The organism is Paenibacillus illinoisensis NBRC 15959 (assembly GCF_004000925.1).
Lineage (GTDB): Bacteria > Bacillota > Bacilli > Paenibacillales > Paenibacillaceae > Paenibacillus > Paenibacillus illinoisensis.
Genome location: NZ_BIME01000001.1, coordinates 152737 through 178445 on the forward strand (window position 1 = coordinate 152737; position 25709 = coordinate 178445).

Consider the following 25709-nt stretch of genomic DNA (forward strand, 5'->3'; position numbering starts at 1 on the left):
GGGCTATGAAATCAGGAAGACCATCTCACATGTACCTCTGTATTGTTTTCATTTCCATGCTCGTATTGAACAAGCACGGTCTGTGAATCCGGATCCCATTCCCAAGCTGCGGATACCGCTTGACCTTGAACCATGTAATGGGCCGATACAGGCTTCACCTTGCTGTACAGCCGCGCGGTTGCTTGCAGACGGACAGGTCCTTTCGCCAAAAATTGAAAACCTGTACCCGATTCGGACAAAGATTCGATTCGGGAGGAAGCTGCGATGAGGGAAACTTCTCCCGTCGCTGGACGTCCTGACTCAACATCATAGAGCAGCGCCTGTTCTCCAGGTTTCAGAACCACCTGGCTTAGTACAGAGAGCTTCGAATCAAATAAATCCACCACCGGGCCCGATATGACCAGGGGTTCTTCGCTTACCGACTCATTCAAAGTAGATACGATGATGTAAGGGCCGCGCCTCATTTTGAAATACGGCCTCGGTTCCCACTGGATAGCTGGTGGGTTGAGCGCGGCAATGATATCGTGAACCGATTGACGAAGGCGATCAGCAGCTGCCCTGGATCGTGTAAATTCTGCTGGATGTTCGTTCAGCCAGACAATCCCTCCCTTGCCTATCCGGTGGGCGCCGCCCGCTTTCTCCTTCAGACCAAGTTGCTCGAACAAATGCTCACGCGGGGAATGATATTTGGTCCCAGACCTTCCCTCTTCCTGATCAAGATTCCACCACGCGCGAATATCATGATAGGGGTCACTATCATCGCCAACATAGATCAGTGCCCCGCCATCCTGCACCCACTGTGCCAGCACATAATGAACATCCGGATACTGTGGCTTGATAAACTCATAGCTCAGGACAAGTACACGGTAGGGCGCCAGATAACCCGGATACCGCCGCACATTATCCAGTAAAAGGGGACGGACAGGCAATCCGTGTTTTAGCAGTGGAAGCGCGAGACCATAAAAAGGAGAGAAATCGAGCAGTTCGGTATCCCCCTCTTCCTGAAACCCTTCAGGATCTGTTCCATCATACTTTCCTGGATTAGGCGCCTCTGGATCCGGCTTCATTCGCTGAAACATAGCAGAATCGGCAATAAGAACACCAACTTGCAGCGGATTCTTATCGATTTCGGTCACATTCTGGTCCAGGTTACCCAGCGTATGCATGACCTGAAGCAGCGTTGTTGCATAGTCTGCGGGGATTCTCTCCTTGCCGGAACCTTCTTCCGTTGGGTAAGTCCCTTGAAAGATCCTTCGTGGCCATGGTGCGACTTCGTAATGGGCAACCCCGGGATGTAGAAGCGAGGCGACAACGGTCTTTAGATAGTTCTGTTTGTAATCCGCCCAGGTGTAATTCGGGTTATCCTCGATCGGATCATGCAGAAACCACATGCGCCTGTCGGTTCCGCGTACCAGTTCCTGCATCACGCCGTATTCAAGGTAAGCGGTTTCAAAAGTACGTTCCGCTCGAACCCCTTCATACACATTGGCTGTACGCGATGTCCCTGTCCAGATCTGTGCAATGTATCCATCGATGGAAGCCAGCTCAACAAGTTGTGATTGCGGACTGACGATTCGCCACTGCGTGTAATTGATCAGGCTGTGCGTTGGAACATAGAAGCGGAGGACACGGCCATATCGCTGCAATGCATAATCCTTCACCTCTGCACACAACCGATCAAGGGCCCGGGTATATAAATAGGCCTTTAATTTGGAAGCACGATATTGGGCATCCGGTGAAGCATGCGGCGGAATCCAGGACTCCTTGTAATATAACTGCCATTCCCTCTTAAAAGCTTCGGAATATCCACCATTCACCCAGAATTCAGGCTCTTCCAGATGGATAGCCTCAACGCCCGCATCTACAGCGATTCGAATGCGCTCGGCTAGATAACGTCCAAACGAAATGGTTGGTACCATGTACGGAATAACCGGTTTATTTCCATGAAGAATCATCTGCTGGTGACGATCCATCTGAGCCTCATCCCAGTGGGGTATGCCATCTACCTCGCCATCCAGGTAATCGTTGTATTCTCCCCAGGCAACCCCGGTCATGAGATGCACAATATATCCTTTGTCTTTCCATTGCTTGATGCGTTCCGGCATGGATTCGTCGATGCCATAAACCATTACAAAGTCAGTTTGCAAATCATAGTCGGGATGATACGGAGCAGACTCCTGAAATCCGGTGCGCTCTTCCTTTCGGTCTCGTGACACATTCTAACCCCCTTGTGAAATGTGGTTTGGACTGTGTTGTATGATTATCCATCATTTTCTAGACTATAATATATGGATTGAATATATTCAATATGTTTTTTAATAAAATAAAAAACCTTTCCGTCGTTGACGGAGAAGGTTTTCATGTTCATCCATATCAGGTTTGAGGAGCCTTGCCAGTGGTCTGGCGTATCATAAGTTCAGGTTCAATCAGTATTTTACTATAACTTTTCGATTCTTCATGACCATGCAACACTTCAAGTAATTTAACCGCAGCCTGATATCCCATATCTCGTTCAAACTGATTCACATGGGTAAAAATGCTGAATTCCTCCACAATGGATGTGGGATCATCAAAGCTTACAATGGATACATCTTCAGGCACCCGAAGCCCTGCTTGCTTCGCCATTTGATAAATTTGCACACCTAGCCTACCGTTGAGCGAAATGTATGCCGTGACCATTCGGTTTACAATATACCTGTATAAAGGGTGGGTTTCCGCATCTTTAAGCACACTTAAGGGTTGGAAATCTGTAATCATATGCGCTGGATTAATTAACGATCCTTTGTCTTTCAATGCCTCGATATAACCTTCGATCCGCTCCTGAACCGTGACGGTTTGCAGTGGCGAATCCGAACAGATGGCGATATCGCGGTGGCCAAGCTCCCACAGATGCTCTACGGCAAGTTTTGTACCGCGTCGTCCATCCGCCGCAATATAGTGTGTCTCGACACCAGGCAAATAGCGGTCGATCAGTACAAAAGGAAAACCAGAAAGCTTCATGCCGAGGATCTCCTCGTTATAGTTTTCCTCATCGACAGGAAAAATTAACAGGCCTTCAGCGCCGAGTGCCTTCAGTTCCTTGATGGCATCCTTCTCTTTATCCAGCCTGCCTTGTGTAAACATGACCATGCTGCGATAACCTTTTTCGCTAAGGGCCTGTTCAATTCCCTCAACAAGTCTGATGGCAAAGTAATCATGGATTGAAGGCATAACCACACCGACCATCCCGGTTGCCAGTATACCTTCTCTTCCCTTCAATGCGATCGCCGTTGCTCGCGGCGCAGGTACGATATCGTTTTCTTCAGCCACAAAACTCCCCTTGCCGGGCACCCTGTCGATCAACTTTTCATTCGCTAAACCGGTCAAGGCATTGGCCACGGTGATTTTGCTGACCTGAAACTGATCCATCAGTTCCTTTTCTGTCGGTATGCGATCGCCGGGTTTCATCTTTTCTGTAGTTATAATATGTCTGACATAGTCCTGGATTTGCTGATACAACGGAATTCGTTCGTTTGTACTCATTCGGATCACATCACCAATTCATTCATAATATTTGAGATATATAATATATCCTTTCACAAGCAAGCGCAATAAACAAGCTGAACTTAACTGCAGTATACTATAACTCTTCCAGGTAAATATCGGGATTGGAATGTCGCTTTTCCTTAAATAAATGGGAAGTTTTGTCGAAACCCTTGCAATAACATATATGAATATATTTAATATATCTTGAAATGAGATGTGTGTCTGGCTTTTGGCCGCAAAAGGAGGATGAGATAACTGAGGGATACACATGCTCTAATTTCTGACTACAAACAAGGAGTGAGATCGCCATGGCTCGTAGATTCAAGATGTTCTGTTTAGCCTTCCTATGTGCTTTTTCCTTAACTGCTGGAGCGGCGTCTGCTTCGGAAACCGTTGTTCAAACCACTAAACCTGTGGATTCCAAAGCTAACCGGGAACTACCCAGTTTCAAGAAGCCGAAGCATCTGGATGCAGCTGATATCTATGATGCGCCAGGTGATGTCAAATTGCTCTTTGCAACGTTGCAGGGGATCGTTAACAGGAAACAACCGCGGATTTATCTGATCGAGTCCCATGAAGAAGGGAAAATGACCTGGCTCAATGATCTCAATGTACCCTATACGCTTCATCAGGATTACTGGAAAGTGTTCTCGGCATACCGTAACGATGTCAAAGGCATGATTGTGTATGACCCGAATTTGCCTGATTCAATTAATGTGGCCACCACTCTTGCTGGTCTGAAAGATGCGGTTGTTGCCAGTCCAGAGCTTGCCGCCCAATTATCCAAAGCTCCGTATAAACTGAAGATTCTTGATGATCTGCAGGGCAAATTCAGCAGCCGGCTTGATGCTTATACCTGGCAATATGAGAATCTGTGGAAGAAAACGACCCAGCAGATGTTAGTCGGACTTGGTCCGGATACAGCGATTCGGATCCCCTCTGGCCTTCCGGAGTCCTTTGTGACTATTGCTGAGGAAGAGCAGCCAATACGTGATGCCAGCAACCGAGACACATACTCCCTTGACCTTTCTTCCCTACTTGGCAAGTCCGAGGTATACCTTCGGTTTGATGACGCCGTAACCCAGGATGGCTGGGGACCGGCGGTACATGAAGTTACAGTGAAGGCAGATGGCAAAGTAATTGCAAACTTCGTTGCAGGCACCCCTGAAGAAGAAGCATTTCTGTATGACAGACAGAATTCCAAGGTTGCTGAGGGTCAGGGCGGTCATCGATTCGCCGATAATGGCAATTATTTTGTGTATGAATTCAGTGCTCCTGCAGGAACGAATGAACTGACGGCTGAAGTGGACATGTGGAACCAGTATAAGGTATCCGCTGGGAATATTCGTCCTCTCTCTGCAGAACAGCGTGAACCCTATGGTTATTTACGGGACTATGCGGTCGCCAATAAAGCGATGGTGTTTTGGCTTGACTCCAATGTACCTGAACAAAAAGCTCTTTTTGAGAAAATCATGTCTGATGTAAAATCGGGAACTCCCTACCTTGGCTGGTTCAGCAATGATGTGGAAGGTGAATTCAGCTCTGTTGAGATTGCCTCCCGTTATGGCGTTTACGTACTCGCTGCCGACTGGTTCAGTAATCTGACTGTATTCTCGGGAACCGAGCCGAAGTTCAAGCCTGTCAAAAAATCTCCACGTCCCCAGTTGGAGAACAAAATTTATGTAACGTATACCTTTACTGAAGGCGATAATTTTCAGTACAACCAGCATCGCATGCGCGTGATGTGGGACGATCCGGCGAGAGGCAAGGTTCCACTCAACTGGACGTCAAGCCCGCTTCTCTATGAGGGCGCACCAGCGATATTGAATCATTATGTGAATACGGCGACTGCCAATGATCTGCTGATTGCCGGACCATCCGGTGCAGGATATTTCTATCCGGGTGCATGGCCAGATTCGAGCTTCCGGCAATTTTTGCAACAAACCGAAAAATATCTCAAAAAGACTGGCATGACGATCTCGTATGTTTTAAACAGGGAAGACAGCGAAAATATACCACTCACCCCATTTAAGGCAAACGCTTACGAGAAAGACTATCACTCACCAGGTCTATTCATCAGTTATGAAGATAACTATGGCGTTGAGATCGTTGGCAAGAGTCTGCCGGTATCTACGATTCGCGGGATAAGTACGGCCCAGGATGGGTTACAGGTCCTCAATGAAGCAAAAGCGAACTGGGATGGAAAGTCGCCGTTGTTCATTTCTCTTGGGTTGCTTGCCTGGAGCATGACTCCATCCGATGCACTTGCACTCACTGAAGAGCTGGGAGAAGAATTTGAAGTGGTTCGAGCGGATGACTATTTCTCCCTCATTCGAGAAAGTAAGCAGTTGCCTGCTATCAAATAGTCTTCATACTTCATACGGCATAGTACCCCAACGCTTAAAAGCATCGTAACCCTTAATAGGGATACGATGCTTCTTTTCCGTGGTGCGACAACCCGAATTGCTCATGCTCAAAAGGTTTCAAAACAAACGCTTATTTTAACTGTTGCTATTTCTGTTGTTTTCCTGACTTGGAACGTTTCCCTGTCTCCAGCTTCGCAGCTGCCTCAAGCAGAAAGACACCGCTTAGCTGGGCCGTAAGATGCAGCGGATTCTGGGCCGGTTGACCCCAAGCCTGACCGAATAATCCATTTTTCCGACTGCCTTTCCATAACGCATCTGCATTCCGGAAGATCGCTTGCTTCAGAGTCTTGTTATGCCCGGCATCATACAGCTCTACCATGTAACGGATCAATATGCCTTTGAACAAAGCACCATCTCCATCCCCATCCTCTAGGAAAATTCCGGTTTTCTCATTCGTCAAGGACTTCAGGGAGCCTGCAGCTGTCTTCTCTGCATCCTGCAAATACACCTGATCTCCCGTAATCCTGTAGAGCTCCACGCCGGCACCTATGAATGTGCCCTGGTTATAGGTGAAGATCCACGCTTCATTCACATCAAGTGTGCCGTCTTCACGCAGCACCAAGCCGTCTGCGACGAGTCCTGTTTGCGGATTAACGAGATAGCGTTTTTCCCATTCGTATATTTTTTGAGCCCATTCCAGATCCTGAGGATCACCAAAACGCTCATACAGCCTTGCTGCCAGAATCGAAGCCGGACCACTTGAACACGCATTACGGTTGTATCGCTGGTCCTTCTTCCAAGCCATGCCTCCCAGGTCATCTTCCCACCAGGCTGTCTTGATATCTGCCCAGAGTTCAAGCACGTAATCTTTCATTTCTTCACTGCCTGTGGCATCGTAAAGACGGAGAGCAGCAAGAGCCAGCCATTCCATATCATCATAAAATTCATTATGAAGCGAACCATTGCGTTCAATAATACTGCGCACCAGCTCTTCCGCCCGTTCCGTATACTCATCGTCTCCTGTTCGTTCGTATCCGTCTACCAGTGCATCAACAGCATGAGCCTTCCACCAATAATTCAAAGGCTCTTCACCTTCCGGTGTCGAAGGATAAGCGTTATTCATCATTTTTGCTTCATCGTTCCAGTAATATTCATCCAGTTTCTCTTGCGCCCACTGTGCTTGACTGGCATAGTGCTTTTTGCCTCCACCACTTGCACCCATCGTAGTAACCAGAATAATACTGAGAACCACCGTGAGACTTACGATTTTCTTCTTTCGCATTTGCATATCCCTTCCTTTCTTAAAGTCATCAGATTATTCCTTCACTGCCCCGAGGACGATACCGTGGATCAAATAACGCTGTAGAAAAGGATAGATTAATAGTATAGGGATCATCGAGACCAGAATTTTGGCAGAATTCAATGTCGTGTTCGAAATTTTATTGTACTGCTGCAGCTGTTCAACAGAGAGATTCTGCATTTGGTCTCGCGTAAGACTAAGCCGCTGCAGGTAAGTCTGTAGTGGTATTTTAGAGCTGTCGTTAATGAGAATGATTCCGTCAAAGAAGTTATTCCAATGTCCAACGATGACAAATAACATAATAGTCGCCAAACTTGGCATGGAAATCGGGATGAAGATGTTAAGCAGAATTTTGATTGGCCCCGCTCCATCAATAAAGGCAGCCTCTTCGAGTTCCTTGGGTATGCCTTTGAAGAAGTTCATGAGCAGGATCACATTGAATACGGGTACCGCACCCGGTAAAACCAGTGCCCAGATGCTGTTAATCAGCCCTAGCTTGCTAATCACCATGTACCAAGGAATAATACCTCCGCTGAATAACATCGTAAACACGATAATCCACATGTATGTGTTCCGGGATCTGAACTGTGAAATACTGCGTGACAAGGGATAGGCCATAAGAATGGTCAAAATCATATTGATCGCACCGCCAAGCACCACCCGTTCAACCGAGATCAGAAACGCATTCCAGAACTTCGTATCTTTCAAAATCTGTGCGTAGGATGAGAAGTTCAGCTCCACCGGGAGAAAATAAACCCGGCCTGCATTCACTGCCGTACTGCTGCTGATGGAAACCATAATCGTATTTACAATCGGGGCCAGGGACATGAATGTAATCAGGATCAACGTGAACATAATCAATAGTCGGGATAGCCTGGAACCGAGTGTTTTGGATTGAATCATGCTAACCCTCCTAGAAAATTCTGTACCCCGCATACTTGGAAGCCAGTTTATACGAAATGACAATCAGAACAAAGCTGATCACCGATTTCATCAAACCAATGGCTGTTGCGAACGAATACTGCATATTGATCAGACCCATGCGGTACACAAAGGTATCAATAATATCACCCGTTTCATATACGAGCGGATTATACAGGTTGAACACCTGATCGAATCCGGCATTAAGTACGTTTCCGAGACTCAATGTACCCAGTAGGATAATGGTTGGGAACATGCCTGGCAGCGTAATGTGGAGCGTCTGCTTCCAGCGATTCGCACCATCCATTGCAGCGGACTCATACAAGGCAGGGTTAATTGCCGTTAACGCAGCCAGATAGACAATGGTTCCATAACCAAACTCCTTCCAGGTATCCGTTACGATCAGCAGCGGTCTGAACCAATCGTTGCTGGCCAGAAACATAATGCGTTCCAAGCCGAGAAGCTCAAGGAAGTTGTTAATCATGCCGTCAAAAGAAAATATCATGGTCAGCATCGTGCCCAAGACAACCCATGACATGAAATGCGGTAAGTACACAATCGTTTGAATCGAACTCTTGAACACTTTCAGACGAACCTCATTAAGCAAAAGGGCGAATACAATAGGAACAATCAATCCCAGCACAATTTTCCCGACAGCAATGACCAGCGTGTTGATAAAAATCTGCTTCGCGTCCGGCAGTTGAAACATATAGGTGAAGTTGCTAAGCCCCGCCCATTTGGAACCGAATATGCCTTTGGCAGGAATGAACTTCTGGAACGCCATGATTACACCAAACATGGGCACAATCGAGAAAATAAACAGCATCACCATGCCAGGCAGGAGCATAAAATGATAGGTCATTTCGTCAAATCGCTTACGTTTCTTCTGGACTGAGCGTAGTTCCCTTTTGGGTGGTATTGTCGTTTCTGCTTGCGCCATTGCCTTCTCACCTCCATCTTGCTATATCTATAGGCATGTCATATCGCTAAAGGCAGGTGCGGAAGTCTGGTATCAGGCTTCCGCTAGACTACGGTTCTGCTTTACACAGCCTGTATTACCTTTGAGCCATCTCGTTGACTTCCTCCGTAATCTCATCTCCGCCTGTACGCTTCCATGTGTCGACAAACGTATCAAATTCATCAATAGGAGCTTGCCCCATAATGATCTTGAGAATTGTTTCCTCTTCCAGCTTTTGCAGGTTCGCCCATTTCAGCTTCATCGTCTCTGTCGTCCCGTAAAAGCCTGCAGGAGTCACTTCCAGATTGGGGTTATTTGCCTCTCGCTGTCCTTCAATCCGAGATAGATATTCGCCATAGGTGTTGACGTCAACGGCATTGCCTTTCTCTTTGAATTCCTGATAAGCCTTGAACGAGACAACCCGGTCTTCCTGAACGGCGGAAGCATCTCCGGACTCATCGGCTTTCATGAGATCTTCGTAATAGCGCTTCAGCACATCGTCATAATCGACCTGCATTGGAATCTGAGTAGGATCGTTATTCCAGCGGCTCGCATCAGTCAGCATCTCATCGGGATGTTCCTTCTTGTAGTTGATCGCATCATCCGTTAAGGAATATAGAAAATCCGTAGTCAGATTGACCGATTTCATTATGGCTTCTGGATGGGCGAAATTCTTGTTCACAACAACGATTCCTCCCCCCACAGGATCCTGACGAATCGTTCTGAACTTGCCGGCATGATCCAGTGGTGCAGATACCGCGACCCATACGGCTTCGGGATTTTGCTTGATGGAATCCTTGTAATTGGTATAGCCGATCCACCATGGATTAAAAACGATTCCCGCCTGTCCGTTGATCACCAGTGCTTCCTTCTCTTCACTTGACCGGACTGCAAATTGTTTATCAATCAAGCCTTCTTTGTACATGGCGCTAACTTCAGCAAGTGCCTGCTTCATCTCGGGCTGAACGGACCCGTATACCACCTGACCATCCTTCTCGATCCAATTCGTTGGAAAGGCACCATGCGTAGCGAACATTGGGCTAAAATTCATCGCATTTGAATCCATGACCATACCCACCGTCTTGCCTGTGCCGGATACGTCCTTTTCCACAAATGTTCTGGCAAGATTCCACACATCTTCGGCCGTTTCCGGCAGCTTGGCACCCACCTTATCTACCCAATCCTTCCGAATCCACAGCAATTGGTGTTGATTACCGATGTTTGTCATCGGAAGCCCCATAATTTTGCCATCCACCTTCACTTGATCAAGCAGCAAATCACCGTAGGAGCCATAGATGTTCTTCACACCTTCGGATGCTGTCTTCTCATATACCTCAGTCATATCGGCGATCAGATCATTATCTACCAACTGATTAAATATCTCCCGACTGACTAACATGACGTCAGGCAATTCACCCGTGGTCATGGATAAGGACAGCTTCTGATCCATATCGTCTGTTTCCCAAGCCACCTTCGCTTTGACATTCACGCGATCTTCTACATACCGTGTGGCCAAATTGTCCTCAATGGTGTCACCAGGAGGCAGGTTATTCACATGATTGGTATTACGGCCGATCGTGAATTCGACTGGCGTCTCATATTTGCCGTAAGGTTCGTAGTCCTGCTCTGATATCTGCGGCTGTGCGGTATCACTGTTCCCCCCGCTGCAGCCACTGAATACAACGAGCACCATACAGGCCATCAGCAGTGAAGCGATCTTGCTGCGTTTGTGCATCCTGTCATCCCCTTTATGTGAGTTACTTGAATAATCAAATTGTATGCGTTTTCATTTTTCGCGTATATGCAATTATTTTCGGATATGTATCACTTTTTTCATGATCTCAACCATCTTGTGGGCCTTGTAATTTCTAACTCGGAAACCAAATAAGCGGCTGCCGAAGCAACCGCCTTCAATACTTAGCATTTTATTTGAAGTATTCCTGCTGCTTACGGTGAAGATGCCGGAATCACCATGGATACTTCTGTTCCGTAACCGGGTTCACTACGAATAACGAGCCCATAGTCCTGCCCGTAATAGAGCTTCATTCGGTCATTAACATTGCGCACACCGCATCCCCCATTTTCACTGGTTAACAGCTGTGTGATCTGTTCCGAAGTCATGCCTACGCCATTATCCGTAACGGCTAATCTGATGCCTTCACTCACTCGCTGAACTGTAATCTGAATGCCGTAATCCTTCGCTGCTGCTCCCACAAAACCATGCTTGATGGCATTTTCCACAATGGGCTGCAGCACAAAATGAATGACTTGTTCCTGCTGTACCGCTTCATCAACATCATAATCCACGTCAAACAGACCATCATTCATAATGAGCTGCAAGTCCAGATATGCCTTAATATGTTGAATTTCAGCCTCAATCGTGGTCATATGCCTTCCTTGATTCAACGTCGTTCTGTAGAAACGTGCTAATGCAGATACCATATAACTTGTTTCAATATCTGCCTTCTTCTCGGCCCTCCATCTGATAAATGAGAGTGTATTATACAGAAAATGAGGATTAATCTGACTAATCAGCCTGTTATACTCACTCTCCTTCTTGGCAATCTCGGCGCGATAGACCTGTGAGATCAGACTGTTGATCCTTCTGAGCATCTTCCCGATCCCATTCGTCAGCTCACCAAATTCATCACGGGATGAACTCTGAATGATCACATCCAGATTGTTTCGTTCCACCTTGTCAACTTTGGTCTTGAGGCGAAGAATTCGGCGTGTAAAGTTAGTGGAGATGATATATATCAGCAGAAAGGTAATGATCAAACTGAGGATGATAACGAATAGCGTGATTTGAAAAATGCTCATTGCATTCGCGTAAGCATTGGTATTCAGCAAATTGTAATAGATCGTCCAGCCATTGCTGGCAAGGGATCGACTTAAACTCAGGTCTGTCATTTCCCTTTTCTCCAAATCAACAGCACCAATCCGCTTTCTGTTTTCCTGAAAAATGATATGTTGTTCCGGATCTTCCATATGAACGGATATGTGCTCAGACAGATTATCCAGATCTCCAAAGATGCTGTCATGCTGTATGGATATGACCATAAAGTTGCTGTCTTTTGGATTGCTGATCAGTTCCTGAACCAGGTAGAGCTTCTCTCCGTCCACAATCCAGCGTCTGCCCCGAAAACCATCGTACCAAGCCTTGCTCCTTAGCTCCCCTATGGGCAAAATGTTATTGCGAATTCCGAGCAGTTCTCCCGATGTGTAGAAGGTGATCCCTTCAATATCATCGTCCATCAATTTGATGTTCGAGATCATCGGCTCCATAATGTCACGAAAATCCAGGTACATCTGATAATAATTTTCATCATAGTCTTTGGTGAATATCTGAGAGAAATCCCGATTAAGTACCATAAACTCGCTTAGCGTATTGTAACGATTGATTTTGTAATCCATAATGCTGGCTATCTGCTCCATGCTTGCTTCAGCTTCGCTTCGCAGCTCTCTCATCTGAATACGATAGGATTGAATGAAGGAGAGTAGTCCAAGCAGAAGAATGGGAATGAGGGCAATAATCAGATGAGACAGCAATAATTTGTTGCGGAACCTGATATCATTGAACCTGCTCTTGATCCACCCGATCATGAAGCACCCCGCACTCTCTGAACTGTAACGGACTAACGCCGAACTTGTTTTTGAACAGCTTGGCAAAATATGAATGGTTGTCAATGCCGACAGCCACCGCAACATCATTAATTTTCATATTGGAGTGAACAAGCAGATGGCTCGCACGGCTCAACCGGTAATCCGTGAGATATTTGGAGAAGTTCTCTCCGGTTTCTTTCTTAAACAGAATGCTTAGGTATCCTGGAGACAGGTACACGTCGTGAGCTGCTTCTGTTAGAGAGATATCTTTCTGATAATGATCTTTCACATAGTTCTTCACCTGCCGGATCACCTTCATTTCCATCGTTTCAGGCTCAGGCTTCCCCGCGTACGGACTCATCTTCGTAATATCCACCATCACCTGCAAAAACTCTTCCTTCATAAGCGGTTTGAGCAAATAATTGACGACACCGAGCCTTAGGGCACTGCGTGCGTATTCAAACTCATCGTATCCGCTGCAAATAACGATATTGATATTTTGCTGTGTTTTGCGTGCGATCCTGCTTAGTTCCAGTCCGTCCATGAGCGGCATTTTGACATCGGTAATCAAGATATCAATTGCATTTCGTATCAATAGCTGCTCTGCTTTCTTTCCGTTCTCCGCTTCCATGATGTGAAAAGGAAATTCATACAGGGCGATCAAATCCTTGATTCCTTCTCTTTGAACACACTCATCATCCACAACAAGAACATTAAACATTCAGACATCTCCTTTGCGCGTGAAAGTGAGAGGATAACCAGCAGAAATATCTCTTCGTTATTCATGGGTTGTCAGTTACAACGTAGTATATCATAGAATGAAGAAAGGGCTTTCATTTATATGCGTAATTTCATATCCGTGTTTCATGCAAAAAAAGCCGCTATTTAAGCGACTTATCCTCTTATGATGATCAATAAATCATTCATTGTCTGACTCATCCTATTGAACTGACCTGGAAGCTTCGTTTAAGAAACGTGGATTGCCTTTTCCATAACAAAATCATCCATAACAAACCCATTCCCGATATCTGCAACCTGTTCCCGGACAGTCCGGAATCCTTTTTTCTCATAGACAGCAATACTTGATTCGTTATGGCGATTGACCGTCAACCAGATTAGGTTAATGCCTCGTTCTATACATTGTTGCTCCAGAAAAGCGAACGCCAGGCTGGCGTAGCCTTGGCCTCTATGTTCCTTGCCGATGTAAAACTTACTCAGGAACATTTTGCCTTCCTCTACTTTTACAGACATGTATCCGACAGGCGTATCATCACATTGCATGAAATAATATTCATAGCCCTGTTCTTGGATTTGTTCTGTAACAGCTGATGCCGATTGATATTGTTGAATCATGTAATCGATCTGTTCAAGCGTAATGATGGATACATAGTACTCCTGCCAAATTTCGGCGGCCAAGCGGGACAGCGCAGCGATTTCTTCGGTTGTACTAACTTTCGGAAAGATAAGATTCATGGTCAGCCTGCCTTTCTTAGCTCTCTATCAAATTAATTCAGACTCCCTACATCGTATCAAATATTCCGATAGAATGTTAGCCACACCTATGTTCGAATCTTTGCACCTTACGTATTTAATATTGGTATCTCGCTGAGCAGATCTCTCATATGAATCGCATCCCACGGCATATGCTCGGTTATACCCAGTCCCACGACCTCTGTTTCTTCCGACAGCTCCTTAAGCAAATGCAGAAGTTGAGGTAACTGCATGGTTCCGGCAGGTGAGAAAACATAGGGTTCGTCAGGGTTAGCAAATAGTAGAGAACGGAATTTTTTGGGGTCCAGCACATCCAGATCCACGTGAATGGCAAGATGTTTGATTCCACTTTCTCTGATCCATTTCTTAATCACTTCAGTGCTGCTCGAGAGCTCCTCTGTTCCGGCTGTTTTGATTCCCAGTCTTTGAATGACTTCTGTATCTGATTCCTCAGCGTATACACCCATTCTTTCAAATGCTTCCGAAATCACTTCCATCTCTTGTTCTGTAGGAACTGCCAATCCCGCCATAAAGATATTTTCGGGCTTCAAAGGAACCTTCACATGTCTCGAGAACTCCTCGTCTCCCTCACCCAGAAGATTCCCGAGTGGCAGCGTATGTCCGTTATCATAGCCAACATATCGAACCAGGTCACTGTGTGCATCAATCCAAATTAACCCAAGCTCCCCTCCATATCGTTCGTTAAGATAGGCAAAGGGTGCTTGTTCGACCAAACAGTCGCCGCCAAACATAACAATACGATCCGGCTTGTGAGCCTGGATGATATGCTGGGCAGCCTCCAGCTGTTCCAACAGTTGTGTTCTTCCATTCATGCCGTTCTCGTTCACAAGTGGTGTTCCATCATAAGCATGAACGGGTACCTTAATTAAGGGTTGATCATTATCTGGTGCCAGCCAGGCTAAAAGTTCGGCTCCAAAAGAATAGTTAGGATTGTTGCCCCCCTGCCATTGCGGCATGAGCAAGCGTATTGTTCTTGTAGACATATGATACTCTCCTTTACTTGAAAGTAAGGCTAGTATAAACTGAACGAAAATATAATCGTAGTACGCACTTTAATGATAGGTACTACCCGGAAGGATAGTGTACGTATGAGCATGGCTGAATATAAAGGTAAAGTGAAGAACATTCAGGATACCCCTTTTGGTTATACGGTGTCTGTCATCGGGGGTAAATGGAAGATGGTGATCCTCTACCTTTTGGCTGAAGGTCAAACCGTCAGATTCAATGACTTGAAGAGGCAAATTGGAGCGATAACCTATAAGATGCTAAGTTCACAACTCAAAGAATTGGAAGCCGATGGTCTGGTGAACCGGAGGGAGTACCCGCAAGTTCCACCCAAGGTCGAGTACAGTCTCACCGCCAAGGCAGAGAGCTTGCTACCAATTATGGAAGAGTTATGTGAATGGGGAGTTAGGAATCAACCATAACGCGTGTCTAGGGATTCTATGATTTCTTTGTTTGGAATTCACTGCTGAACCTTATCTATGTCCACTGGTTCAATCGGAACAAACAAAAAAGGGTTTCCTTTTAAAAATTCTCTGATTAATGCCTGAGCATATGGTTGTTCATCCATTAGACTTAACGTTTCTTCTGGATTAGAGGCGTGATGACAGTAATTCTCAATCATGAACATAATGAAGAAACATTCCAAGTCTCGAATATAATCTGTTCCCAGTTTTCTCACGTTCTCGTAACCTTGGATAAAAGTCATTCGTTCTCTGGGATAGAGTCCAATTAAACTGCCTGCCAGATCATATAGAAAATAGCCAAAGCCACATCTTCCAAAATCGATTGGATACGGTAAACCATCCTTGAAAACGATGTTACCGGCGTGCAAATCAGCATGAATCATTCCGTAGCTTTGTTCATTGTTGTCCATATCAGCAAGTCTACTTAATATTTTCTCGACAGCATGTTGATATTCCGTCCAGGCTTGATCGGACAAAAATCGGTTATAATAACGTTCAAGCTTCACCAACTCACTTCGAAAAGAGTCTGCTCCCCAGACCGGACGTACGAAGTTGGAAGGTAAGGTAAAGCCCGAAACAGCTTCATGAAGCTTTCCCATCATTTCTCCCATTCTAGTTACAATAGCTCCCGTCAATTCACCCTTTACATGCTCCCCTTCCACCCATTTCATCACCGTAACAAACGGTCGTCTATATCCCTCAATCGTATCCATCTCTACTACAGGAGAGCCTGTAAGAGAAGCGATCCCCACTGGGACATGAATGTCATCCACTGTATTCAAGGACTGAAGAAATAGAAGTTCAGATTGTATTTCTTCCTTGCTCCAACGATCGGAATGAATCCGAAGCAAATAAGAATCGGGTGTACTTGTTTCAACTTTGTACGTGATCGTATCGGATAAGTGTATAAACTGAATGCGTTCCCATGCCAGATCATACTGCTGTAATGCAGTTAGTGCCACATTTCTGGCTCTAGCCAGCAGAGATTCTCTTTCTTCCATCGTGTCATAGCGAAAAAAGTCCTTCATTTGTTTTCTTCACTCCACTTCATTCGTTAAATTGGTCATGTTCCTCATAAGATAATTATAGGTATCCTGTTGTTTGGGATATAGGTAACGTTTCATTAGAAACAGATTTTTACCTGTCAGGAGATTAATATGTTCCTCATACCATGAGAAAAACCATGACATTAGGAGTGTCATGGTTTTATTTTTTATATAATGATTCAGAGTTCTAATACCGTTACAAGCTCGCCATGACACACTTCACCATTCTCGTTGAAGCCTAAGCTCTCATATAATTTCTTCGCAGCCAGGTTATCTGGGCTATACGGAATCCAGCAAAGTTTGGCAGGTCCAGCCGGAAAAGTGCGAATGAAGTCAATGACCTTCTTCAGTGCTTCACGGCCATACCCTTTATTCTGGTGTTGCTTGTCGATCATGAGCCGTAATATGCAGTAGTTATTATCAGCAATGTTGGGGAGATCATAACCGGTAATTCCATACGTAATCATTACAAACCCAACAGGTTGTTCATCTGCGTAGATTGCAAACGGAAAAGGCGAACCTCCATTGGTCGCTAAAACATAACATGAAGCTACACTTGAAAGATTCGATGCCACATATTTTTGCTGCTCTTCTGCAACTTCCAGGTTAAAGATTGCACGTCGGTTATCCAATGTAATCTTTCTGAGCGTTATCACGATTGATTTACCCCTCCTTTCCTAATTTAGATCTTCCATGACTTTATGTCGCAAACGATCTAATCGTGAGTAACCTCATGACTTTCAATTCCACCTTCTTTATTAAAATGAAGTCGTAACAAGCGATCATCTACTCCTAATCCTGCTCTTCCCAAATAGTAAACATATTGACGAGAAAGCTCGTCTACTTTTTGTGCAGGTTCTCCAAGCAAGTCAATAATCTCCGTCTCCGTCATGCCTATTAGTTCAAAATGCTTTAGCAAGCTATGCACCATACTATTTCTTTTTTCTGGTTCGTTAAACCATGTTTCTTGATCAAAGTGATTGCTACTACATGCACAAAGAAAAAGTAGCAATAGTATAGAGAGCAGCATTTTTTTCATAAAAAATCCTTTCAACCATCTATTAGATAAAGGTGACGTATGTTTAGTGTATTGTCCTGACGATTTCTTGAAGATTTTTAGCTACATCTTTTCCAAGTGCCAGTCTGTGCTTAAATAACCACGACTTGTATTGAAATCCGCCATTAGTTTTCTTTGCCTCACTTCGAGATCTTTATATGGTGCAGCTTCAATAGATATGTCTTTGAATTGATCCAACAATAAAGATTCTTCTGTAAACTTGCGCATTGCCCCCATTGCTACATCGTTGGCAGCCCACACCACTCGCTTGATTGAGAATGTCATCATTATGGTACAACTGCACATAGGGCAAGGTTCACAAGTTGTATATAACGTTAAAAAGTTATTCTGGTTGAATCTCTTACTCTTCATATTTAACATGAATGAACCTGCTTTTCTAATTGCTTCTACTTCCGCATGAGCGGTTGTGTCACATTGAGAGAATACTTTATTTCTACCAACGCTGACGAGCTCACCATGGTTATCAACAATGACTGCGCCAATGGGAAAGGTTCCTTCAGCTCTTGCCATTTCAGCCTGTTCAAATGCTTTTAGAAGATAAATACGGTCTCGATCCATGTTGACACCTACTTCCTTGAGATTGAGCTGAATGACACTATTATCATCCGATATATTACGTCCATGTCTGAAAGAATTTCCTTTTCACTTCTATCTTATTGTGCTGTGCCCATTGGTGAAGCTGCAGTAACCCTTCGCGCTCTTCAGTCTTATCAAAATAGAAACATAATTCCATCGGCACTAACCACCGGCCATGCAGCTTGAAACCAATTCTCTGGTTATTCATGTAGATACCCTTGATTTGAGAAGCTTCGAATTTCTTTCCCTTCGAGGAAACAACGTAATCTGTTCCGAACGTAAACGTTAGTTTCGTAAATAACATTTTTAACAGCACAATGATATAAGTCAAAATGTATATGGTAAAAAACGCGAGAAAAATCGTAGACCATCGCTCATCGCTCCTGTTGAGACTAACAAAAAAATAAATTCCCAATAAGGTCATGGTTATCAAATTCCGTTTCACTCTTGAATAAACCGTATTAAATGTTCTTTCCACTTTCCCGTTCCTTTCCGCCTAAAATTCACACCACAAGATTCAATCCTCTCAAATGATAACCCATAATACACCAATAAAGATATATTTTTATAAATGAAAAGGTATATCTAACACCCATCAGCCTAACATTTGCGATTGCAAAGCCGGAAAACGAGTGGATTGGCCTGTATTCATTTCAACTTTCAAACTTCTATGTCTAAAACAAAGAAAGCCGCCATATCGGCGACTTCTTCTACAATCATATGCACAATAGATAATCCACATGCTGCGTTGCTATGCTGTTTCTTTTCATATTGATCTTCCCATATACTCTATTTCGCACCTGCCTGAAGCAGAATCTCCTCGATTTCCGTGAAGCCCTTCTTCTTGGCATGACTTAGAGGCGATACACCATCATCATCCGCAAGATTCACATCTGCTCCATGGTCAATGAGCAGCTGGATCGTTTCCTGCTGCCGTGTATTCCCATCATTCAATAGGATCGCTTCAAGCAATGCCGTCCAGCCTAATCGATTCACATGATTCACTTCTACTGACGTTTGAGTCAGAAGCTCCCGTATCACATCCACATATCCGTGCTCTGCAGCGGGAATCAGCGCTGTTCCTCCATATCGATTCGTCATCGCTGGGTCGGCTCCCGCCTCTATCGTGAGCTTCAAAATATCCAAGTACCCTTCAGCGCCAGCGTACAGAAACGGGTTATTCTTCATATCGTCCTGTATGTTAACATCTGCACCAGCTTCAATCAGCAATTGAGCCGATGCCTGATCATTGTTGTAGGTCGCGATCATCACAGCTGTTCTTCCGCTATCATCTTGAGCATTGATATCCGCACCCTCTTGAATTAGACGTTCAATCCTCTCAGGATCTGATCCTCCTGCTGCCTCTAGAAGCTGTTCATTCAGGGAAGCTGCCTGCTCCTTCACCATGGAGTTGTTATTTACTGCCGGAGCACAGCCTTGGACGACGAAAATCGTGCTGATAAGAATAGCGATCAGGATTGACTTACTCATACTGCCTCCTTACTGTAGCGTTACGGTTACCTCCGAAGCGACACTCCAATCACCCACTGGGCTGATTTCATAGGTCGTGTCCGGATTTAATTTGCCATCGTTAACGAGGTCGAAAACTCCTGTTGCGCCTTTCCGGCTTGAATATTTATAGGTTGCCGTCAGGGTGTCACCGCTCGGGGAGGTTAACGTTACGCTTCGGCCCGAAAACAGCTCATCTCCAGGATCTTGCGCAAGTGTAACTTCAATGGAAGTTTCACTTACCGCCTGTGCACTTGCAACTTGCAGCGCATCAAACGATTGTGCAGTGAATGTCGCATTATCGATGTTCGCCCAATCCGAAGATACGGTATATTGGACACCGGATTGCAGCGTTTGTCCTTCAGGCAATCTGAACTTCGGTTCTTGTTTGCCGTCTGTTGATTGCGTAAACGGAACGTATCTGGCAACGATCGGTTCTCCGCCTTCCGGCGTAATCAGCACTTGTCTTGCCTGCATGGATGAGATAATCTGATACGTTTGGCCTCCAGCTTGTTCCTTCTCATCCAGCACGAACGCATTAGCTCCTCGACCACCGCTGTATGCCGAAATAATATAGCCATAATCAACGACACCGTTTTCCTGCAATGCTTCAATCTCGAACGTATCGTTCGTGACCTGACTAACCTTCGTCATGTTTAATTTTGTTCCACTGCCTTCGAAGGAACCCGCATCTTGCCCTTTATAAGTAAGGTTATATACCTCGCCAGCTTTTTGAACAGATGTTGGAACGATGTAAGTTGCAATTGATCCTGTTTTCAGACGAGGCATATTGGTTAATGTCAATCCGCCACTTAGCGCAAAATCCGTTTGTGCTTTGGCAAATACTTCATCTGCTGCTGTAAGTGGTTTATCAAAAGTCACAATCAACGTAATGGCATTCAGTGATCGTACACTCTCGATCTTAGCCTGCTCGGAAGGAATGGCCTGGCGGGCCGTGTTCAGCAGCACCGCGGTTTCACCGCGAGTAGACGACCCATTCTCGGCATAGAACGTGCTCATCCAATGGTGAACGGATTTCACGTCACGCTGCATTGCTTTGGATACAACCTGCTCAAGTTCTACATCGGATACTTGGCTTTGCGGATTAAAGTGACCCTCATTTGCCTCCATGATTCCCAGTTCAACAAGCTTCGTTGCATAAGGAGCATACCATGCAGCCGGATTAACGTCCGTTAATTCTACGATTTCTCCACTCTTGTCTTCCAGACTGAAGGTTTTGTAAACCAGTGAAGCTAGTTCTGCACGGGTAATGGCTCTTTGTTCACCCATGGATTGATCGGCATATCCATTCATGATCCCCAAGCTGTTCAGTTCCTTGATGGCAGCGTCGATCTGCTGAATGCTAAGCTGTGCCGTAGTTCCGGCAGCGTTTGTAACGTATGTAGCTGCATGTACTTGGTTCGCAGCAAGCGGGAATACTGCTGTACCTAATGCAGTTATGGTCAGAAATGTTGCGATTTTTCGGGTTGTCGGATTCATGGTTGAATTCCTCCTCTATAGGTTGGTCTTGCTTGTATCTATAGAATAGAGGACAAAAAGAAACTCCCAAGGTCAAAATGATTAACAAAATATAAACTGAAGCTAATTTTTATCGAAACTTATACCGTAAACCGGTAGCCCGCACCCCATACGGTCTCAATGTAATCGGGATTTTTGGGATCTGTCTCCAGCTTACCGCGCAGCTTGCGAATATGAACCGTAACTGTTGCGATATCTCCGCTGGAATCCATGCCCCAGATCCGCTCGAACAGATCGGATTTACTGAACACACGGTTCGGATGACTCGCCAAGAACACAAGCAGATCGAATTCCTTGGTTGTAATCGCGACCTCTTCCCCGTTCAAGAAAACGCGGCGTGATCCTTTGTCGATATGCAGTCCACGAATGTGAATCTCATCCTGCTCAACCGGTTTGCTCATGCCCAGCAGTCTCTCGTAGCGGGTTAGATGAGCCTTTGCTCTAGCAACCAACTCGCTTGGGCTGAACGGTTTGGTAATAAAATCATCGACACCCAAGTTAAAGGTTCGGATCTTGTCTATCTCTTCTTTTTTGGCAGAGACGACCAGAATCGGTACTTCCTTCACCTCACGAATACGCCTGCAGCATTCGAAGCCGTCAAGCCCCGGAAGCATCAGGTCAACAATGATCAAACTGTAATCTCCCTCCAGAGCCAGCTTCAAGCCTTCCTCTCCGTTATGACAGAGCTCCACAGTGAATCCGTTAAGCTCAAAATAATCCCGTTCCAGTTCGGCAATTGTTGTTTCGTCTTCAATGATTAATATGCTTGTCACTGCCGCTACTCCCCTTTGTCCATCAGCCTTTTCAATTGAATATAAATCGTTGTACCTTCACCAGGCATACTTTCTGCCCAGATGAATCCTCCGTGTCCATCAATAATTTGACGGGCAATCGCCAGTCCTAATCCGCTTCCCCCGGTTGAGGAATTGCGAGATTGCTCTGCCCGATAGAAACGCTCGAAGATGTAAGGCAGCGCCTCTTCCGGTATACCTTTACCATTATCCTTAAACGCCATCGTAATCCATTCGTCATCTGCTTGAAGTGTAATACTGAATTGCTTGTGTTCATTCTCCATGTACTTCAGTGCATTATCGACTACATTGACGACAGTCCGTTTTAGTTTGTCGAGATCCACTGAAGCCATAACAGGACCTGACGACTGGTTATCCCAATCGAGTGCGACCCCGTTATCCTCCAGATCGTATCTCAGCTCTTCAATGCTGTCTTCAAGGAAATCAACAAGGTCTACGACCTTAAAGAGGAAAGGCTCCTGATTTAAATCCAGCTTGGAATAGAGGAACAACTCATCCACCAACTTATCCATGCTGACTGCCTTCGAGTGAATGATATTGACGTAGGTCTCCATTTTCTCGGGCGTGTTCGCCACTCCATCACGAATCCCCTCAATATAGCCTTTAATATTGGTGATCGGTGTCCTTAGATCGTGCGAAATGTTGGAGATGAGCTCTTTGCGATTGGCTTCGTCCTGCTGTCTGAGTTCATTGGAACGCTGCAGTTGGTTCCGCATACTCTCAAACGCTTCGCTAAGCTGGCCTACCTCGTCATTGGAATGAAGCTGGAGCTTGAAGGAGAGGTTCCCTTCCTTAATCTGCTCTGCGGAGTTCCTCAGCTTGTTCAACGGCTTAATGAAGCTGCGAGTAATCCAGCGGAACAGCAGCAGATTTGCAATAATGAGCACCCCGATGAGCAGGATTGACATCACGGGCAGCAGCTTACGGGTCAATTCGGCAAAAGGACTCCGTTCACGAATGACGAAGATGCTTCCCCGTTCCCCATTCGTGTACTTAAAGTCAAATTTGGCATAGGCATAAAAGCGTTCACCAATATTAAACGTACTGCGAATCTGGTAGTTGTTCAGATCATAGGCAGGCAGTGCCTGCTTCAGTTCAGGCTGGTTGAAGGTCAGTGATTCAAAGATCTGGCTGTTCTCACGTCTGACATAGAGACCTGATTTCTCGGCTCGAAGTTTCATGTCGTATTCACGCAGCAAATCTTTGTTTTGCAGCTCATCCGGTTCATTTTTGGCCATAAACTTCATCTCTTGAAAGATCGATTCTCCCTGTTCAGTCAGTGGGTTAATCTGATAATGCACCTTATAAATATCACGAAAACTCTGCAGATCTCCTGTTGCCGCAATCGTATACAGACTTGCCGTAAGCAGGATAAACAGCAAACTTATCACGAGCATGCCCGTGAAGGACAGCAGCATCTTTATTCGAATGGACATGGGTTCCCCTTTATCAGCATGGTATAGGATTAGTTAGTGCACATGTTAACACAAGATGGATTCACTTGCCCAGATGCAAAAAAGCCAATATGGAACGCTCTCCATATCGGCTTAGATTTATTTCTATCATCCCATCATGCAGATTTAGCTGTCTACCACGAATCTCAAAAATCAACAAGCTGTTACATAGATATGCGTTCTCAGCTTTCAATACAGCATAGGAGGTACTGCGAAACTTCAATGTTCTTGATCACCTTGGCTGGATTTCCTCTAACAACCACGTTGTCCGGAACGTCCTTGGTTACCACGGCTCCGGATGCAATGACTACATTATTGCCAATGGTGACTCCAGGATTGATGATCGCTCGTCCGCCTACCCACACGTTATCTCCGATTGTTACTGGCTTACCATATTCAGGGCCTTCATTTCTTTCCAAAGGATCTATCGGGTGTGTCGCTGTGTAAATATGAACTCCTGGCCCAAACAAGCAGTGACTGCCGATCCTCACCTCACATACATCCAAGATGGTGCAATCGAAATTGGTGTAGAAGTGATCACCCACATGGATATTGAAGCCATAATCGAAACGGATATTGGGCTCCATGCTCAGGTGCTCACCCGTTGTGCCCAGCAATTTTTTCAAGATGTCTGTTCGAAGGTCCTCATCCGTTTCGGTGCTCTGATTATACAAACGAGTCATCCGTCTTGCATACGCTCGATCACGCGTCAGTTCAGGGTCCCAAGCTTTATAGAGCTCTCCAGAGACCATCTTCTCTTTTTCCGTTTTCGTATCCATATCTAACATCCCTCTCCATATGGTAATAGTCTACGTTACCTCCGTTTTTCCACAAGCTGCAGCGAATATGAGAGGCTTTCCAGAGTCATTGATATTAATCCAAACATATAATTCTCATCCGGGTCATTCAATAGTCTCATCTGAGGCATATGCATCTCTGGTATGTACTTCAAACATTCATTCCGGATAATCTCTACATCCTCCGGCTGTACTAACGTGCCAGTCAATGCAAGGGTCTCGGGGTTCATCACAGCAATCAGACTTGATACGGCACGTGCTGCAATCGAATGGAATGTATTCCGATTATGGAGTAATCTGAACTGCTCATCATGGGAGAGACCGAATGGCAAAAAAGCGATCTCCCCGGCAAACTGGGTATTCCCCCTGTGAATATGCCCATCAATCATGATTCCTGCACCTGGTAAGGAGCCTTCAATGAAGGTCGCCACAATAATAGACTTCTCATTTTCATATTCCTGTTTCTGATATAGACCGTACACCGTCAGGTTCATGTCATTCTCTACAATAACCTCGACCCCATGTCTTTCTCGGATCGAATCGGCCAGTGGAACATGGACCAGCTCGGGGATATCCGACACATTAATGATGCCTTGATGAACAGCACCTGGAACACCGATACCCACAGCTCGGATCTGCGGATGGTTATCGATGAGGCGATCAATGAGCTGAATGATGAATGCTTCATTCATTTGATCCGTTTCCGTATGCAGTTCCCCTTTTTCCACAGTTTCCCCTGTCAGATTAACCACGCCATAGGTGATGGAGTGATGGCTGATTCCTGCCTTCACGATGAGACCAACAATGTAGGCATAGTTTTCGTTGTACTTATAGATCTGAGCAGGCCTGCCCCCACTCGATTCCTCCATATCCAGTTCCACAAGTTCACCTGCATTCAAGAGTTCGATTAATATGCTGCGGCAGGTAGCGATACTCAACCCTGTTGCTTGTGCAACCATAGATTTGGTACCTTGTCTCATTGTCCTTAATGTTTGCCGCACCAATTCCTCATTCATCTTCTTCACTCGCATGGTGTTGTTAGTAATAGGTCCTTTTGTAATCCTTCTCGCCCCTCACACTTATGAAAATACTTTCGTTAAGTATTAACATAATTGATTTTCATATCGCTGTCCACAAATTTCATCAAGCATCGTCTTAACAAAACGATTAAATTCCTTTTGCGCAAAATTACCCTTTGGGTAAAATTGCACAATGGGCAATGAGTTGATATGATAGAACCATTC

The 25709-nt window shown here is 45.3% G+C and carries 22 protein-coding genes; 2 read left to right on the plus strand and 20 right to left on the minus strand.

Annotated elements, in window-relative coordinates; all coding sequences use genetic code 11:
* Window positions 1-11: 11 nt before the first annotated feature.
* Window positions 12-2216 carry a hypothetical protein gene (locus PIL01S_RS00645; RefSeq protein WP_127535809.1) on the minus strand — a complete coding sequence of 735 codons (2205 nt, stop codon included), beginning with the start codon at window positions 2214-2216 and terminating at the stop codon, window positions 12-14.
* 157 nt (window positions 2217-2373) lie between these two features.
* On the minus strand, window positions 2374-3522 hold the full coding sequence (locus PIL01S_RS00650; protein WP_127535810.1) for a GntR family transcriptional regulator: 1149 nt from the start codon (window positions 3520-3522) through the stop codon (window positions 2374-2376).
* 311 nt (window positions 3523-3833) lie between these two features.
* Between PIL01S_RS00650 and PIL01S_RS00655 the strand changes: the two genes are divergently transcribed.
* Window positions 3834-5891, plus strand: coding sequence for a GxGYxYP domain-containing protein (locus PIL01S_RS00655; protein ID WP_127535811.1), 2058 nt, complete (start codon window positions 3834-3836; stop codon window positions 5889-5891).
* A gap of 145 nt (window positions 5892-6036) precedes the next feature.
* Here the strand turns inward: PIL01S_RS00655 and PIL01S_RS00660 are convergent, their stop codons facing one another.
* The 8 genes from PIL01S_RS00660 to PIL01S_RS00695 all read right to left on the minus strand — a co-directional run bounded on the left by PIL01S_RS00660 (window position 6037) and on the right by PIL01S_RS00695 (window position 15168).
* The gene (locus PIL01S_RS00660; RefSeq protein ID WP_164764144.1) at window positions 6037-7173 is read right to left on the minus strand and encodes a glycoside hydrolase family 76 protein; all 1137 of its coding nucleotides are present in this window, start codon (window positions 7171-7173) and stop codon (window positions 6037-6039) included.
* Between the two features lie 33 nt (window positions 7174-7206).
* The gene (locus PIL01S_RS00665; protein ID WP_127535813.1) at window positions 7207-8094 is read right to left on the minus strand and encodes a carbohydrate ABC transporter permease; all 888 of its coding nucleotides are present in this window, start codon (window positions 8092-8094) and stop codon (window positions 7207-7209) included.
* Between the two features lie 10 nt (window positions 8095-8104).
* Window positions 8105-9052, minus strand: a complete 948-nt coding sequence (locus tag PIL01S_RS00670; RefSeq protein ID WP_095287251.1) for an ABC transporter permease — start codon at window positions 9050-9052, stop codon at window positions 8105-8107.
* 115 nt (window positions 9053-9167) lie between these two features.
* On the minus strand, window positions 9168-10805 hold the full coding sequence (locus PIL01S_RS00675; RefSeq protein WP_127535814.1) for an extracellular solute-binding protein: 1638 nt from the start codon (window positions 10803-10805) through the stop codon (window positions 9168-9170).
* 212 nt (window positions 10806-11017) lie between these two features.
* On the minus strand, window positions 11018-12673 hold the full coding sequence (locus PIL01S_RS00680; protein WP_127535815.1) for a sensor histidine kinase: 1656 nt from the start codon (window positions 12671-12673) through the stop codon (window positions 11018-11020).
* Window positions 12642-13394 carry a response regulator transcription factor gene (locus tag PIL01S_RS00685; protein ID WP_127535816.1) on the minus strand — a complete coding sequence of 251 codons (753 nt, stop codon included), beginning with the start codon at window positions 13392-13394 and terminating at the stop codon, window positions 12642-12644. The genes PIL01S_RS00680 and PIL01S_RS00685 overlap by 32 nt, the downstream gene beginning before the upstream one ends.
* 245 nt (window positions 13395-13639) lie before the next feature.
* Window positions 13640-14146 carry a GNAT family N-acetyltransferase gene (locus PIL01S_RS00690; protein WP_127535817.1) on the minus strand — a complete coding sequence of 169 codons (507 nt, stop codon included), beginning with the start codon at window positions 14144-14146 and terminating at the stop codon, window positions 13640-13642.
* A gap of 107 nt (window positions 14147-14253) precedes the next feature.
* Complete coding sequence (locus tag PIL01S_RS00695; RefSeq protein WP_127535818.1) at window positions 14254-15168, minus strand: arginase family protein; 915 nt, start codon at window positions 15166-15168, stop codon at window positions 14254-14256.
* A gap of 105 nt (window positions 15169-15273) precedes the next feature.
* Between PIL01S_RS00695 and PIL01S_RS00700 the strand changes: the two genes are divergently transcribed.
* Window positions 15274-15612, plus strand: coding sequence for a winged helix-turn-helix transcriptional regulator (locus PIL01S_RS00700; RefSeq protein WP_127535819.1), 339 nt, complete (start codon window positions 15274-15276; stop codon window positions 15610-15612).
* 38 nt (window positions 15613-15650) lie between these two features.
* Here the strand turns inward: PIL01S_RS00700 and PIL01S_RS00705 are convergent, their stop codons facing one another.
* From PIL01S_RS00705 to PIL01S_RS00750, 10 genes are all read right to left on the minus strand, one after another.
* The gene (locus tag PIL01S_RS00705; protein ID WP_127535820.1) at window positions 15651-16682 is read right to left on the minus strand and encodes a phosphotransferase enzyme family protein; all 1032 of its coding nucleotides are present in this window, start codon (window positions 16680-16682) and stop codon (window positions 15651-15653) included.
* Between the two features lie 197 nt (window positions 16683-16879).
* Window positions 16880-17356: a GNAT family N-acetyltransferase gene (locus tag PIL01S_RS00710; RefSeq protein ID WP_127535821.1), complete on the minus strand. Its 477-nt coding sequence runs from the start codon at window positions 17354-17356 to the stop codon at window positions 16880-16882.
* A gap of 59 nt (window positions 17357-17415) precedes the next feature.
* Window positions 17416-17739, minus strand: coding sequence for a hypothetical protein (locus PIL01S_RS00715; protein WP_127535822.1), 324 nt, complete (start codon window positions 17737-17739; stop codon window positions 17416-17418).
* An 81-nt stretch (window positions 17740-17820) separates the two neighbouring features.
* Complete coding sequence (locus PIL01S_RS00720) at window positions 17821-18336, minus strand: nucleoside deaminase (protein WP_127535823.1); 516 nt, start codon at window positions 18334-18336, stop codon at window positions 17821-17823.
* An 807-nt stretch (window positions 18337-19143) separates the two neighbouring features.
* On the minus strand, window positions 19144-19845 hold the full coding sequence (locus tag PIL01S_RS00725) for an ankyrin repeat domain-containing protein (RefSeq protein ID WP_127535824.1): 702 nt from the start codon (window positions 19843-19845) through the stop codon (window positions 19144-19146).
* A 9-nt stretch (window positions 19846-19854) separates the two neighbouring features.
* Window positions 19855-21363 (minus strand): S-layer homology domain-containing protein, encoded by a 1509-nt coding sequence (locus tag PIL01S_RS00730; protein WP_127535825.1) that lies wholly within the window; start codon window positions 21361-21363, stop codon window positions 19855-19857.
* 119 nt (window positions 21364-21482) lie between these two features.
* On the minus strand, window positions 21483-22175 hold the full coding sequence (locus PIL01S_RS00735; protein WP_127535826.1) for a response regulator transcription factor: 693 nt from the start codon (window positions 22173-22175) through the stop codon (window positions 21483-21485).
* Between the two features lie 5 nt (window positions 22176-22180).
* Window positions 22181-23650 carry a sensor histidine kinase gene (locus PIL01S_RS00740; RefSeq protein WP_127535827.1) on the minus strand — a complete coding sequence of 490 codons (1470 nt, stop codon included), beginning with the start codon at window positions 23648-23650 and terminating at the stop codon, window positions 22181-22183.
* 200 nt (window positions 23651-23850) lie between these two features.
* Window positions 23851-24447 carry a sugar O-acetyltransferase gene (locus PIL01S_RS00745; RefSeq protein WP_127535828.1) on the minus strand — a complete coding sequence of 199 codons (597 nt, stop codon included), beginning with the start codon at window positions 24445-24447 and terminating at the stop codon, window positions 23851-23853.
* A gap of 35 nt (window positions 24448-24482) precedes the next feature.
* Entirely contained in the window at window positions 24483-25481 is a 999-nt protein-coding gene (locus PIL01S_RS00750) for an ROK family protein (protein WP_246058051.1), read from the minus strand.
* Between the last annotated feature and the right edge of the window lie 228 nt (window positions 25482-25709).